At 55.8% G+C, this 14,322-nt stretch carries 12 protein-coding genes; 8 read left to right on the top strand and 4 right to left on the bottom strand.

Features of this window, described 5'->3' with window-relative positions; translation table 11 throughout:
* Positions 1 to 176: 176 nt before the first annotated feature.
* The 4 genes from A377_RS0105365 to A377_RS0105350 form a co-directional block, all read right to left on the bottom strand.
* Positions 177 to 1,499, bottom strand: coding sequence for an ATP-grasp domain-containing protein (locus A377_RS0105365; protein WP_028485292.1), 1,323 nt, complete (start codon positions 1,497 to 1,499; stop codon positions 177 to 179).
* Positions 1,500 to 1,575: 76 nt separating this feature from the next.
* Positions 1,576 to 2,541, bottom strand: coding sequence for a zinc-binding metallopeptidase family protein (locus A377_RS0105360; RefSeq protein WP_019895177.1), 966 nt, complete (start codon positions 2,539 to 2,541; stop codon positions 1,576 to 1,578).
* A 299-nt stretch (positions 2,542 to 2,840) separates the two neighbouring features.
* On the bottom strand, positions 2,841 to 3,140 hold the full coding sequence (locus A377_RS0105355) for an MGMT family protein (protein WP_028485291.1): 300 nt from the start codon (positions 3,138 to 3,140) through the stop codon (positions 2,841 to 2,843).
* Between the two features lie 13 nt (positions 3,141 to 3,153).
* A complete protein-coding gene (locus A377_RS0105350) occupies positions 3,154 to 4,041 on the bottom strand; it encodes a transporter (RefSeq protein ID WP_019895175.1) in 888 nt (295 codons plus the stop codon).
* 148 nt (positions 4,042 to 4,189) lie between these two features.
* Between A377_RS0105350 and A377_RS0105345 the strand changes: the two genes are divergently transcribed.
* The 8 genes from A377_RS0105345 (at position 4,190) to A377_RS0105310 (ending at position 14,308) form a co-directional block, all read left to right on the top strand.
* Positions 4,190 to 4,984: a sulfite exporter TauE/SafE family protein gene (locus A377_RS0105345; RefSeq protein ID WP_019895174.1), complete on the top strand. Its 795-nt coding sequence runs from the start codon at positions 4,190 to 4,192 to the stop codon at positions 4,982 to 4,984.
* Positions 4,985 to 5,284: 300 nt separating this feature from the next.
* Complete coding sequence (dnaA, locus tag A377_RS0105340) at positions 5,285 to 6,733, top strand: chromosomal replication initiator protein DnaA (RefSeq protein WP_028485289.1); 1,449 nt, start codon at positions 5,285 to 5,287, stop codon at positions 6,731 to 6,733.
* A 124-nt stretch (positions 6,734 to 6,857) separates the two neighbouring features.
* Positions 6,858 to 7,964 (top strand): DNA polymerase III subunit beta, encoded by a 1,107-nt coding sequence (dnaN, locus tag A377_RS0105335; RefSeq protein ID WP_019895172.1) that lies wholly within the window; start codon positions 6,858 to 6,860, stop codon positions 7,962 to 7,964.
* An 18-nt stretch (positions 7,965 to 7,982) separates the two neighbouring features.
* On the top strand, positions 7,983 to 9,095 hold the full coding sequence (gene recF, locus A377_RS0105330; RefSeq protein ID WP_019895171.1) for a DNA replication/repair protein RecF: 1,113 nt from the start codon (positions 7,983 to 7,985) through the stop codon (positions 9,093 to 9,095).
* Between the two features lie 130 nt (positions 9,096 to 9,225).
* Entirely contained in the window at positions 9,226 to 9,522 is a 297-nt protein-coding gene (locus tag A377_RS0105325; RefSeq protein WP_051083143.1) for a type II toxin-antitoxin system RelE/ParE family toxin, read from the top strand.
* Entirely contained in the window at positions 9,503 to 9,787 is a 285-nt protein-coding gene (locus A377_RS0105320) for an addiction module antidote protein (RefSeq protein ID WP_019895169.1), read from the top strand. The genes A377_RS0105325 and A377_RS0105320 overlap by 20 nt, the downstream gene beginning before the upstream one ends.
* A gap of 177 nt (positions 9,788 to 9,964) precedes the next feature.
* On the top strand, positions 9,965 to 11,134 hold the full coding sequence (locus A377_RS0105315; RefSeq protein WP_019895168.1) for an efflux RND transporter periplasmic adaptor subunit: 1,170 nt from the start codon (positions 9,965 to 9,967) through the stop codon (positions 11,132 to 11,134).
* A 3-nt stretch (positions 11,135 to 11,137) separates the two neighbouring features.
* Positions 11,138 to 14,308: an efflux RND transporter permease subunit gene (locus A377_RS0105310; RefSeq protein WP_019895167.1), complete on the top strand. Its 3,171-nt coding sequence runs from the start codon at positions 11,138 to 11,140 to the stop codon at positions 14,306 to 14,308.
* The last annotated feature ends 14 nt before the right edge of the window (positions 14,309 to 14,322 follow it).

Genomic DNA, 14,322 nt, shown 5'->3' with positions numbered 1-14,322 from the left:
TAAACTGTGAATATAACGCCTGGTATTATGTCTGTTTCATCTCGCAATGAATGAAAAACATGGACGCTTCGAGCTTAAGCTTCCTGTCTAAGCAGCGCTTTGCATTCATAGAAACGGGCCTTAAAGCCCGTTATGATCGTTCCAAAGCTAGCCCAAAACGTTCTTCATTCTCTACGCTAAACGTAGAAGTCCAAGTCTTCCTGAGCTTTCAACAGGTCACGCATTTTGATGGGATCGTCACCAAAGAAGAAAACCAGCCCCCAGTGGGTGCCGAAAGCCGACCGATCAGGCACGGTCTCTTCTGCTGGCGCGACCAGTTCGTGTGATTCAAAATAAGGGTGATCCACACACTCCTTGGGCATTTCCAGCTTGCTGACCACGCGACGGCGTGGATAGACACCAAAACAACCGGCATAGCCTTTCGCATCCACCACTTCGCGCGGGAAGAAGGCCGCCACTTCTTCTTTGGTGCTCTTGGGGTCAAACACCAGCATGGAAGCCTGGTAAGCACTGAAGCCGTAAGCCCGTTCAATCAATTCAAACGCCTTAAACCCGGGCGGGCGATAGGCGACTTCGCCGAAATACATTTCGCCGTCAGCGGTGACGAAGTACTCTGGGTGGATCAAACCAAACTTAATATCAAACGTCTTGATCAGCTTCTCGATCTGCTGGGTAATCGCATTACGCCAGCTCTCCAGCTCTTTGGTGGCGGGCACAAATACCGAGTAACCCAGCGTCACATACTCGGAGATATTGAGAAACTGGATTTTGCCGTCGTGAATCCAGGCCTCGACCGCAAATTCCCAGCCATCCAGGTGGCTTTCCATCAGCAAAGGGTATTCTTCATCCGGAATCAGATCAATTTCTTCCAACGTACGGATCATCCTGTGACCCAAACAACCGGCTTTGTCGAAGGCTTTGACGTGAATCGGATCGTCCGGATCACCATCAAGCTTGAGCAGCGTCTGGTTGACACGCTTCATAAAGCGGACCACGTCTTCTTTCTCGTGGGCTTCCTCAAAGATCCCGACTCGAATCCCGCCAAGCTGGGCACGACGCTTCATCAGCGCTTTGTCGCGGAAGAGAATCGACTGCCCAAACATGCGCGGGTTATCGAGCAGGACGGAATTGATCGCACCCGACCATTCCACGGTTTCTTCGAAAAGCGGAATGGCCACATCGACGCCTTCTGCTTTGAGCTTTTGGGCAATCTCCACCGACCTTTCATTCAAGCGGAGAAAATCCCAGGCCATATAAGGGATATTGTTTGCGGTACAAAAATCCTCCGCCCATTCCGGGGCAACCACAACATAACGGCGATCAAACTTTTGCGCGGCTTTGATGGCGTTGAGGCTCCACCCTAAAAGAGCGATGTACCCTTTGTTCGGATCCTTGGGGGTTTCGGTCCCTTTTACCGAATCCATTTTTGGATCGCGCCAAGACATGACGTTTTGGGGCAAGGCTTCTTGTGACATTTTCAATTTTGATGAGTTCGACATCTTAATGATCCTCCTGGTAAGTGAAGCGCGCGCAAAAAACACTGATGGCATTGAGAAAGCGTGCTGGATAATGTGCTCAAAGCCCTTGAGCGCCTCGACGCAACCAACCGTGCACAAACGCAAGCTTACGGTGGGCCGCCTCTGAAAGCACAAAGGGGTAAATGTCCGACAATCCCATAGAACGGTTGATGTGGTTGATCCGAGTTGCGAGCGTGGCGGCGACATGGACCAGCCTTTCAGTATCTGGCTCTGAGTAGGGATCCCAGTGATGGCCGGGCATTTCGGGGGACATCAGGTCGGTGGCCACCGCACTGTCTGTGATGTCGGTTAGATGCAGAAGATGTGCGGCTGTTTCTGCCCAGTCTTCGTGCGGGTGGGAAGAGGCGTAGGAAGTGAGGTAAAACAACTCCCAATCCTGGGGTGGGCCTTGCCCGTAGTGTTTTTGAAGCGCGGACATATAATCAGTTCGCTCATCGCCAAACATTTCACGAAAAGCGATCAGAAAATCCTCACGCAAACTCAGTCGCCACCAAAGCATGTGCGCAATTTCATGACGCATGTGCCCGATCATGGTCCGAAAAGGCTCATCCAGAGCCTCTCTGCGTGTCACTCGCACCACCGGGTCTGCTTCGGTCACACTGATGGTAACGATGCCATCGCCATGCCCCATCCCCGCGATCGTATTTCCGTCGGCGAGCATGTGAAAAGCCGGTCTTGTGCCGGGGTCTTCCGGTCTGAACCAGAGCCAGCGGCCCAGATTGTCAATCACCCAACGTTTGGCCGCTTCGGTTTCCGCCCAATTGGCCATTGCGTTGGGAATGTCAGGGTCCGGAGCCAGCGCCGTCATGGCGCAGGCGCGACAGAAAGCCCCTTCTTCGGGCGCAATCCAATTGCAACCAATGATTTCACGGTTGGCACAAAAAGGCCGCATGGGCAAAAAAGCCCGCGCCTGGGGGTCGTAAGCCACCGGCGTGCCGCCCGCCGTTGTCAGACTGTGAAACCATAAGGTGCCGGCACCAACCGGATTCGCAAAGGCTTTCATAATGCAGTGACGAACTCCTGATTGTCTTGATCGAGAAAACGCTGACGCACAAAACAATGCTGTTCCGCTCATTGACGGTCACAACAGACCTTCAGTGTAACACCTTAAAAGATCACATTTTCAAACCAACGATTTGAAGGCCTGCAAGGGGACCGGGCACAGATCAAAAAACCCACCCGTCAAAGAGCATAAAACAGAAAAGAATCAGACAGAAAAGCTTAATAAAAAAAGAAGGGCGACATCCCACACCCGAGGAAAGAGAGGGTAAAACCAGCGCGTTCCAAGACTTCAGCCACCCATCAGACCTGAAAATAACCTGTTTTCAGGTCCACTTGATGGCCATTCAAAAAAGGCACGCCTTCGCTTTCCAGCAGCGCCTTTTTCCGGCTGACGCCCCACGCATACCCGCCCAACGCCCCATTGGCTTTGACCACACGGTGGCAGGGCACCGTCTCGGGTGTGGGATTACGGTGCAAGGCCTGACCGATGGCCTGATAGGCACGGCTATCAAGCGCTTGGGCCAGCGCCTTGTAGGTGGTCACCTTGCCCGGCGGAATCCGGGCGACCAGTGCATACACCTGTTGGGAAAAAGTTGACACGTTTTTGCGATCCTTAAAGTACCTGACTGATGCCGAGTATCCATTGCGCATTCTGACGATAACCGGTCTGCATCCGCACAGTCTGGCTGTAGCGCAGAGAGAGCAGGGTGCTGCGACTGAGTGGCAAACGCCCGCCGACCGACATGCGGGTATCGTCCTGAGCGTCGGTGGTCACTTTTACGGCACCATTGTCGGCTTCGAACGTGCTTTCGCCCCCCAGACTTTCTTCCAGCCCCACATACACCTGCCAATGCTGATCCGATTTATAGCTGAGATACGTTGTCACCGACCCGCTCGGATCATAGCGGTTGGTGCCGTCATAAGATCCATAGCGGGCGTCCGTAGAGTCGGTCTGTCGTTCATACATACCGTAGGTTTCCCAGACCCAGTTCGGGTGCAGCGTCAGCTTGAGATTGACGATCCCCAGAAAGCGGTAACGGTTATGGCCCGTATTGACCGCTTCGTCCTGATCATATTGCCCGGTCGGCAGGCTGGCCGCCAGTGCCAGCCCCAGATGATGACGACGATCCTGGCTCACCCAGGGCCAGAATCCACCGGCCACTTGAATATCGTCCAGACCCTGGTTATTGGCTTTTGACGGCTTTTCTCTCCGGGTTTCGCTGCCACCGGCCGACAACACGCCCAAAACCGGTACGCCTTGAAAACGATTAAAATGGGTCAGCGACACTTTCAGCTCTGTGTCCTGCAACGCAACCGAATCGCTGCTTTGGCCACTATTGTAAAAACCGCCGTAATCGGCAAACTGGGTTTTCAGACTGAGCACCGTCAACGGCTTGGTTTGCGGACTGAACTGCCCCGGCAATACTTCAACCACCGCTGCCTGGGCATTTTGCAGCAGAGCAAACACCCCAATGGCCACACTCCATTTCAAGCTCTTCATTGCCTTTCCTTTTTATTTCATGATGAAAAATGCGGTCATTATCGCAAAACACCAGCTTTTTTGCTTAAACGTTTGTGGGAGGGCTCAGGTACAATGACCGCGATGATTTTTTCCGAAGAGACGAATTAATGGGGACAAGGGCAGGATCATGGAATTTTTGATGGAATTGGGTGTCTATTTGCTGACGGGGGCCGTGGCTGGCTTTTTTGCCGGACTGCTGGGCATCGGTGGTGGCTTGATCATTGTCCCCATTCTCACCTCGGCCTTTGTCTGGTTTTTGGACACAGACTATATTGTGCACCTTGCCATCGGCACCTCTCTGGCCACCATTTTCATCACCTCGGCCGCCTCGGTGCGCAAACACCAGCAACATGACGCGGTGCGCTGGGACCTGTTCCGCTCTCTGGCACCGGGCATTTTTCTGGGCGGGTTACTAGGCGGCTGGCTGGCCCATTTTATGAATGCTTCCGTTCTGGCCAAAGTGTTTGCGCTGATCGAATTGGCAATTGCGATCAAACTGCTGTTGGACCTGCAACCCAACCCCCACCGCGAGATGCCCGGAAAGCTGGGCCGCTTCAGCGCCGGTTCCGTGATTGGCAGCCTCTCATCCCTGGTGGGCATCGGCGGCGGCGCCCTGAACACCCCTTATATGATGTGGCACAACGTGCGCATGCCCGAAGCCATTGCCACTTCTTCTGCCTTGAGCCTGCCCATCGCGGCGGCCGGCACTCTGGGTTTCATGCTCAGCGGATTTCAGACGCCGGACTTGCCAGCCTTTGCCACTGGCTACATTTACTGGCCGGCCTTTCTGGGCATTGTCGCCGCCAGTTTTTTTACCGCGCCCGTTGGCGCGACCCTGACCCACAAACTGCCGGTCAAAATCCTCAAGCGCGTGTTTGCACTGCTGTTGATCATTCTGGCCATCAAAATGTTCTGGTTTTAGTCAGGCCGATGGCGTTGCCAGCAAGCGTTTCGATTTCCCCAATGCCTTGGATGAAGTTTTTTTATAAAGGAATTTTCGATTGTGTAAAGAGTGACGTTTTTTCAACGACTTAACTGACACCATTCTGAGTTTATCCACAGACTTTATCCCCAACTTATCCACAGACCCCCTCTAGGTTTCGCTGGCGTTCGCCCGTATAATTTCGTTTCGCTAGCCGCCCAGCCGGTGGGAGCCAGGTCTGGCTTTCATTCGCAGGCGACCAGCAACTCAGACAGAATTTCAATCCACCGAGGTGACCTCTTGAGCACGGTTTTGTGGCCCCAAGCACTGAAACATCTGGAATCCGGACTCAGCAATGTTCAGTTCCTGACCTGGATTCGTCCGCTGGAAGCGGTCGAGTCAGACCAGACCCTGCGCCTGATCGCGCCCTCCGGTTTCATCTACGACTGGGTCAATGACAAACTCATTGACCAGATTCAGCAGGCCGTGCATCAGGTGGCCCCGGCCAATACCCCTAAGGTGTCCCTTGAAATCGGCGATTATGCGATTGACCGCATTGAAGAAGTCGACCCCACACGCCCGCATGCGCAGCAGGGTCCTGGCCCCTTGTCGGATTTTTCTCACAGCACTTCGCCCTCTGACACGCAATCCACGTCAAACGCATCGCACCCAAACAGCTACCAGAACGTTCCGGACCCGGACGAGGCCAGCCAACAGGCCTCGGGGATCAAACACAACCTCAACACCCATTTCACGTTTGAGACGTTTGTCGAAGGCAAGGCCAACCAACTGGCCGCCGCCGCCGCGCACCAGGTGGCCGACAATCCGGGCGGCGGCTACAACCCGTTTTTCATTTACGGCGGCGTCGGTCTGGGCAAAACCCACCTGATGCACGCCATCGGCAATCAGCTGATGAAACGCAACCCCCAGGCGCGGGTGGTCTATCTACACTCCGAGCGGTTTGTGGCCGACATGGTCAATGCGCTGCGCCACAAGAAAATCGAATCTTTCAAGCGCTTTTACCGCTCGCTGGACGCCCTGCTGATCGATGACATTCAGTTTTTTGCCAACAAAGAACAATCGCAGGAAGAATTTTTTCATACCTTTAACACCTTGCTGGAAGGCAACAAACAGGTGATTCTGACCAGTGACCGCTTTCCCAAGGAAGTGGACGGGCTGGAAGATCGACTGAAATCGCGCTTTGGCTGGGGGCTGACCATTGCGGTTGAGCCGCCGGAGTTTGAAATGCGCGTGGCCATTCTGATGAAAAAGGCCCACGAATTCGGTTTTCTGCTCTCCGACGATGTGGCCTTTTTCATTGCCAAACGCCTGCGCGGCAATGTGCGGGATCTGGAAGGCGCGCTCAAACGGGTCGGCGCTTTTGCCCAGTTTACCCAGCAAAGCATCACCGTCACCCTGGCCAAAGAAGCGCTCAAAGACCTGCTGGCGCTGCAACAGAAAATGGTGACGCTGGAAAACATTCAGAAAACCGTGGCCGATTATTACAAAATCCGGGTCGCCGACGTTCTGTCCAAGCGTCGCACCCGCAACATTGCTCGACCGCGCCAGATGGCGATGGCCATTGCCAAGGAACTGACCCATCACAGCCTGCCGGAAATCGGCGATGCCTTTGGCGGACGCGATCACACCACGGTGATGCATGCGGTCAAAAAGATCAAGGAACTGACCGAAACCGATCACCAACTGGGCGAAGACTGGCAAACATTGATCCGAATCATCACCAATTAAGCGCACCGCTTGCAGGTCTTTGAAAATTCATCAAGAACCTATAGCCGCCAAGTCCAAATCTTGGCATAATGATGGCAAAATTACGATTCATAACGCACCTAATTAAGCACCAAAGGTATTGCTCATGAAATTCTCACTATCCCGCGAAAATCTGCTTTCGGCCCTGCAAACCGTCGGTGGCGTGGTCGAAAAACGCCAGACCATGCCGGTGCTGGCCAATCTGTTGTTTCAGATTACCCAAAATACCCTGACCATCACCGCATCGGATCTGGAAATCGAAACCCGGGCCACCACCGAGATCGAAACCAGCGATGGCGATTTCAACACCACTCTGCCGGCGATGAAGCTGATCAGCATTGTGCGCTCTCTGCCTGACGGGGTACTGGTCACACTGGATTTTGAGCAGACCCGCTGTCAACTGACCGCCGGACGCTCACGCTTCAAACTGTCCACTTTGCCGGCGGAAGACTTCCCCACCATTGATCTGACCCAGACCGAATTGTCCTTTTCGCTGCAGCAGCACCAGCTCAAGCAGCTGATTTCAAACAGCGCCTTTGCCATGGCCCATCAGGATGTGCGCTTTTACCTGAACGGAATGCTGTTCGACATCAGCGACCAGACCCTGCGAGTGGTCGCCACCGACGGCCACCGCCTATCGACCTGCACCACCCAGCTCGAAACCGAAGGTCTGACCGCGACCCAGGCGATTCTGCCGCGCAAAGGGGTGATGGAACTGCAGAAACTCATCAGCGATGACGAAACCCTGGTGGCGTTTGCTCTGGCCAAAAATTACCTGACCGTCCAGATGGAAGACACCGTCTTTACCTGCAAACTGGTGGACGGGCGCTTCCCCGATTACAAACGGGTCCTGCCCCAGCACAACGATCAGCTGGCCACCGCCCAGCGCGAACTGTTGCGCAGCCTGCTGCAACGCGCCGCCATCTTGTCCAACGACAAATTCAAAGGCATCCGCCTGGCGCTCAAGCCCAATCTGATTGCGGTTCACACCCAAAACTCGGAACAGGACGAATCACACGAAGACATGACCCTGGATTATCAGGGGCCGGAAATGGAAATCGGCTTCAACGTCAACTACCTGCTGGACGTGATCAATGCCATGCACGATGAGCAGGTCACCTTGCACATGAAAGACGCCAACAGCAGTTGCATGATCGAAGTCGAAACCGATGGTTGTCATTGTCAGCATGTGATCATGCCGATGCGGCTATAGCGCCGACAAGGCGACACTTTGTCCCGACTGGTTCAACTTCAACTGCAACAATTCCGCAACATCGAACAGGCCAGCCTGAGCTTCGGTCCCGGCATCAATCTGCTTGCCGGGGACAATGCCGCGGGCAAAACCGCGGTGATCGAAGCCCTGTGGGCACTGGCTTCCGGGCGCTCGTTTCGCACCGCCCAACCACGCCAGTTGATCCGGCACCAGCAACCAGGCCTGGTCATTTTCTGTGAAGTCGAGCAGGGCGAACACCGTCACCGTCTGGGGCTCAGCCGCCAGCTGGACGGGCAACTCAGTGTGCGCATGAACGGCGAAAACGTCCGTACTCAGGCGCAGATGGCCGCCACCCTCCCGGTTCAGCTGCTCACCCCGGAAAGCCACCGGCTGCTGGAAGAAGGCCCCAAAGCCCGACGCCATTATCTGGACTGGGGCTGCTTTCATGCCCAAACCGACTTCATGCAGCACTGGCGGTTGTATCAGCGTGCGCTCAAACAACGCAACCGGGCCCTGCGCCAACAATTGCCAGCGGATCAGGTGCAACTCTGGGACGCGCAACTGATCGCCGCCAACCAACAGCTCCACGCCCTGCGCCAGACCTACCTCCATGACCTGACCCCGTTTCTGGAAACCTATTGCCGCGCTCTGATGCCGGAGCTCAGCGCCCCGCCCAGTGTCAGTTTCCGTCCGGGCTGGCCCCAGGCGCAACCCGATTTTGAACAGGCCCTGACCTCGCATCTGGACAAAGACCTCAAACAAGGGTTTACCCAATACGGTGCCCATCGCGCCGACATCCGTTTCCGTTTTGACAAAATGGACGCCCAGATGGCCCTGTCACGCGGTCAGCAGAAACTGTTTGTCTGCGCCCTGCTGCTGGCACAAGCGGCATTGTATGAGCAGCAAAGCGGGCAGACAGTGATCATGCTCATTGACGACCTGCCCGCCGAACTGGACGCCCACCACCGCCTCACCCTGCTGAATCTGCTGCAGGAACTGGGCATACAATCGCTCCTGACCACCACCAGCCTCAACCTGATCCCCGACAGCGCCCGCAGCGGAAACGACGTGCAAGCCTGGACCATTGAAAACGGACAACTGCAACCGGCCCAACCTAAACCACGAACTTGAACGGATTAACATCAACAGGGGCTTGGCAGATCAGCCTGACGATTTCGCTAAGAATTTTTTGTATTTAAGTTGCTTAAGCGTTAAGATTTATCCAAATGGATAATGTTCAAGTAGGCTGATTAAAAAGTTTTTGCTGGGCGAACGTTGCCCTTTTGATGAAAGCCTAAGCGCCATAAAAGATCCGGTCGCTAAGGCACGCGTGCTAACGCGATTACGGCGCTTGGAACAAGGCAACCGGGGCGACCACAAAAACCTGGAAGGGCAGCTTTACGAATTACGCATTGATGTGGGTCAGGGCTGGCGTGTTTACTACAAACAAGAAGAAAGTGAACTGGTTTTACTATTGATTGCTGGCTCCAAACCCAATCAATCGAAAGACATTAAAAAAATCAAAGGATGGTTAAAACATGACCCAGACAACAAGTGATCGGTTTGATGTCAGTGACTATCTCAGCACCCCTGAAGAGGTCAAAGCTTACTTACAGGCCGCTCTGGATGAAAACGACCCAGCGTTTTTTATCGATGCGCTGAATGTGGTCGCACGCTCTGAAGGAATGAAAACCCTGTCGGAAAAAACGGGGCTGGGGTATCACAGCCTTTACAAATCGTTCGGAGCTGGCAAACACCCCAGATTTGAAACCGTCTACAAAGTCATTGATGCCATGGGCTTGCGTTTTAAACTGGCTTCTTAACCTGGCTCTTAACGTTTTCCATCCGACCCTTCAACACCCCCCAAAAAACCTAACTGAAAGCCCCTCCGGCAGCCGAAGCCACTGTGTGACACAAATGTCACATGGATGTGTGGTCTCTGGCTGAAAACTGGATTAGAATGGATCCATTGCCATCGTTCATGCTCTGAAGGAGTTGCCATGTCCTGTCGTTTTTCTGGCGTCACTCTGGCTGGTCAATCGTCTTTTTTACCAGGCCTGGTGGTTTGGGTTCTGGGCATGGCCGGAATAATGGGGGTTGTGACGCCCGCCCAGGCTGAAAACCAGGACAAGACCGCGGTGACCGTGGTCGCAGTGCAATCTTCCGCCCCCTCTCAAACGCACCGCCTGCTCGGGCGGGTCGAACCGATCGAATCCGTGGCCTTGCGCGCTCGCATCGAAGGCTTTTTGCAGGCACGCCTGTTTGCAGAGGGCGAAACGGTCAAAGCAGGCCAGTCGCTGTTCCAGATTGAGCAGGCCTCCTATCAAACCGCGCTCAAAGAGGCGCAGGCGCAGCTGTTACAAGCCAAGGCCCAACGTCAGAATGCCGACGCCGATTTCCGACGCAAACAGAACATGGTCCGCAAAGACCTGATTTCCCAGGCCGAGCTGGATCAGGCCGAAGCCGCCAGCATTTCGGCCAAAGCGCAGGTGCAACTGGCCCAGGCGGCGGTGGAAAACGCCGAGCGCCAACTGGGTTACACCGACATTCAAAGCCCGATTGACGGCGTGATTGGCATCAGCCATTACACCCGGGGCAATCTGGTCAACCCGGCCAGCGGCACCCTGGCAAGCGTGCATCAACTCGACCCGATTTATGTGAGTCTGGAGATCAGCGAACGCGCGCTTTTGCCATTTCGCCGTGATTTGAATCTGGGCGAACAATCTTTGCAGGCGGCGCTGGCCGACAGCCCGGAACCGCGACTGACCCTGTCCGATGGCAGCCAGTATGACCACAACGGGAAATTCACATTTCTGGGCAATGAAGTCGATCCCCAGACCGACAGCATCAAAATCCGGGCCCGTTTTGCCAATCCCGATCACCAGCTTCTGCCCGGTCAGTTTGTGACCGTGGTGATAGAACAGACCCGTGACGACCCGGAAATCATGGTACCGCAGCAGGCGGTGCAAAAAGATCGCAACGGCGCGTTTGTGCTGGTGGTCAATGACCGGGATCAGGTCGAAGAACGCCGTCTGACTCTGGGCGAATCCTTTGCCCATCAATGGGTGGTCAAAGCCGGGCTGAAGGAAGGCGAGCGCGTGATCACCCAGGGTCTGCAGAAAGTCTCGCCCCAACAGACGGTGACGCCGCATCTGGCTGAGGAGCGCTAGCGCATGTTTTCAGCCTTTTTTGTGCACCGCCCCAAATTCGCGTTTGTCATGGCCATTGTGGTGGTTCTGGCAGGCAGCATTGCGCTCAAGGCCCTGCCAATCAACGAGTACCCCAATATCGCGCCGCCCCAGGTGCAGGTGTCCACCCACTACCCGGGGGCGGACGCCGAGACCCTGGCCGAAACCGTGGCGATCCCGATTGAAGAGCAGGTCAATGGCATCGACAAGATGCTGTATATGTCCTCACAAAGCAGCAATAACGGCCATTACCAACTGACCATCACTTTTGAAGTCGGCACCGACCCGGACATGGCGGCGGTGCAGGTGCAGAACCGGGTGGCACTGGCCCACCCAAAGCTGCCCGAAGCGGTGACCCGACAGGGCATTACCACCGAGAAACAAAGCGGCAACATGCTGATGGTGATCAACGTGTTCTCACCCGAGGAACGCTATGACGCCCTGTTTCTGAACAACTACACCGCGCGCAATCTGGAGCAACCCCTGTCACGGGTGCCCGGCGTCGGCAATGCCCAACAGCTCAGCCAGAACGACTACGCCATGCGCATCTGGCTGGACCCGCTCAAACTCGAAGCGCACAATCTGAGCAGCTCGGAGGTGGTCACGGCCATTCGCCGCCAGAACATTCAGACCAGTGCCGGCACCATCGGCGGCCCACCGTTTGCCGATTCAAGCACCGCGCAAGGCGAAGCACCGGCGTTTCAATACACCCTGAAAGCCGATGGCCGCTTGAACGATGCCGAAGCCTTTGAGCAGATTGTGCTGCGCGCCAGCTCCGAAGGCGGTCTGGTACGCCTGAAAGACGTGGCCGAAGTGGGATTGGGCTCCAAATCCTATCTGGCCAATGCACGTTTGAACAACCAGGCCTCGGCCACTCTGGCGGTGTTTCAAACCCCCGGTGCCAACGCGATTGAAGTGGCCGATGCGGTTTATGCCGAAATGGCACGCCAGGGCAAGCGTATGCCCGACGGTCTCAGCTACGACATCCTCTATGACACCACCGAGTCGGTGCGCGCTTCGGTGCAGGAGGTGGTCAAAACCCTGGCCATGACCTTCTCACTGGTGGTGCTGGTGACCTGGCTGTTTCTGGGCGACTGGCGCGCCACCCTGATCCCGGCCACGGCGATTCCGATTGCCTTGATCGGGGTGATGGGCGTGCTCTTTGCCTTTGGCTTCAACCTGAACATGATCACCTTGTTTGCGCTGATTCTGGCGATTGGCATCGTGGTGGATGACGCGATCATTGTGGTCGAAAACACCCAGCGCCTGATTGATCAGGCCGACAGCGACGCACTGGACCGCAAGCGGATCACCATCGAGAGCATGCGCCAGATGACCGCGCCGGTGATTGCGACCACTCTGGTCTTGCTGGCGGTGTTTGTGCCCATTACTTTTATGCCGGGCATCACCGGCGAATTGTACCGCCAGTTTGCCACCACCCTGTCGTTTGCGGTGATTCTGTCTTCTCTCACCGCTCTGACCCTGTCTCCGGCGCTGTGCGCCCTGTTATTGCGCCCAACCGGGAGCAAAGCGGCCTCCGCCCTGGCCAGACTGTCGCCGACACGGCCGTTTGGCCGGGCACTGGACAAGGTGCGCAATGGCTATGTGAGCAGCATCGGCACGCTTTTGCGCTTTCCCAAAACCGTGCTCGGCGTGTTTGTGCTGTTTGCCGCGGCCACGGTCTGGCTGTTTCAAACCGTGCCCGGCGGCTTCATCCCGCCCGAAGACCGCGGTGCTTTGATGATCAATGTGCAGTTGCCCGACGGCGCTTCTCTGGCGCGCACTGAGGACTTTACAAAAACGGTCACCGACACCCTCAAACCCATTGACGGCATCAGCGATGTCATCGCCGTGTCCGGCTACAGCCTCTTCTCCGGGCTGGCGGCCAACAGCGCTTTTATGATCGCGATTCTCGACGACTGGAGCGAACGCACCAGCGAAGACACCCAATGGTATCGCATTCTGGGCCAGATCAATCAATCGCTCGAATCCATGCCTGAGGCCAACGCCTTTGCCTTCCCGCCGCCTGCGATCAACGGGCTGGGGCTCAGCGGCGACATGAGCGCGCAACTGCAGGATTTAAGCGGCGAATCGGTGCAGGCCATGGCGCAAACCCTGCGCGGGCTGGTCTATCAAGCCAATCAATCTGACGCAATCGAACGCGCCAAAACCACCTTCAGCGCCACCACGCCCCAATACCAGGTGCGCATCTTCCGCGACAGGGCGCAAATGCTGGGCGTGAGCCCGCAACAGATTTATCAGACCCTGGCCACGCAACTGGGCAGCGAATACGTCAACGACTTCACACTGAAAGGACGCAATTATCAGGTGCAAGTACAGGCCAATGCCGACAACCGCAACCAGATCGATGACATAAAACGGTTGAAAATCCGCTCTCGGAATGGCGATCTGGTCCCCGCCAGCGCCCTGCTGGAAGTGGTGCCCGAAATCGGGCCGTCCAGCATCAACCGTTACAATCTGGTGCGCAGTGCCGACTTGCAAATCACGCCCAAAACCGGCATCAGTGAAATCCAGACGGTGGACGTCATGGACCGGCTGGCGAAAGAGACCTTGCCCGAGGGCTATTTCATCGAATGGACCGGCAACACCCTGCAAGCCCTCAAAGCCAACGAACTGGTTCTGATCATCTTTGCCCTCGCCACCCTGTTTGCCTACCTGTTTCTGGTGGCGCAATACGAAAGCTGGAGCCTGCCCATTGCCATCATCGCCACCGTCGTCATTGCCTTCTGGGGCGCACTGCTGGCGCTCAAACTCATGCCCGGCTTTACCAACAACCTGTATACCCAGATCGGCATGGTGCTGCTGATTGGCATTGCCAGCAAAAACGCGATTTTAATGGTCGAATTCGCCAGCAAGGAGCGCAGCAAAGAAAACGGTCTGAGCATTGCAGACGCCGCTCTCAGCGCAGCCAAACTGCGCTTTCGACCGGTGATGATGACATCGCTGTCCTTCATTCTGGGCGTGATGCCCTTGCTGTTTGCCACCGGCGCAGGCGCGACCAGCCGCTTTTACGTGGGCCTGACCATCATCGGCGGCATGCTCGCCCTGATTCTCATCGCCATCTTCTTTATCCCCGTGTTCTTCCAAATCGTCCAACAGACACGGGAAGCCTGGCACCGGCGATTTCAAAGCTAGCAGACACGGCTGGA

The organism is Hydrogenovibrio halophilus DSM 15072 (genome assembly GCF_000384235.1).
Lineage (GTDB): Bacteria > Pseudomonadota > Gammaproteobacteria > Thiomicrospirales > Thiomicrospiraceae > Hydrogenovibrio > Hydrogenovibrio halophilus.
Note: the sequence above shows the minus strand (reverse complement) of the source record. Positions and strands in the feature narration are given on the sequence as shown.

What these genes read in the sequence shown, in the direction of transcription:
- A377_RS0105315 (WP_019895168.1), top strand. Translation starts at nt 9,965, where the DNA reads ATGTCCTGTCGTTTTTCTGGCGTCACTCTGGCTGGTCAATCGTCTTTT.
- A377_RS0105320 (WP_019895169.1), top strand. Translation starts at nt 9,503, where the DNA reads ATGACCCAGACAACAAGTGATCGGTTTGATGTCAGTGACTATCTCAGC.
- A377_RS0105310 (WP_019895167.1), top strand. Translation starts at nt 11,138, where the DNA reads ATGTTTTCAGCCTTTTTTGTGCACCGCCCCAAATTCGCGTTTGTCATG.
- A377_RS0105350 (WP_019895175.1), bottom strand. Translation starts at nt 4,041, where the DNA reads ATGAAGAGCTTGAAATGGAGTGTGGCCATTGGGGTGTTTGCTCTGCTG.
- dnaN (WP_019895172.1), top strand. Translation starts at nt 6,858, where the DNA reads ATGAAATTCTCACTATCCCGCGAAAATCTGCTTTCGGCCCTGCAAACC.
- A377_RS0105360 (WP_019895177.1), bottom strand. Translation starts at nt 2,541, where the DNA reads ATGAAAGCCTTTGCGAATCCGGTTGGTGCCGGCACCTTATGGTTTCAC.
- A377_RS0105345 (WP_019895174.1), top strand. Translation starts at nt 4,190, where the DNA reads ATGGAATTTTTGATGGAATTGGGTGTCTATTTGCTGACGGGGGCCGTG.
- A377_RS0105365 (WP_028485292.1), bottom strand. Translation starts at nt 1,499, where the DNA reads ATGTCGAACTCATCAAAATTGAAAATGTCACAAGAAGCCTTGCCCCAA.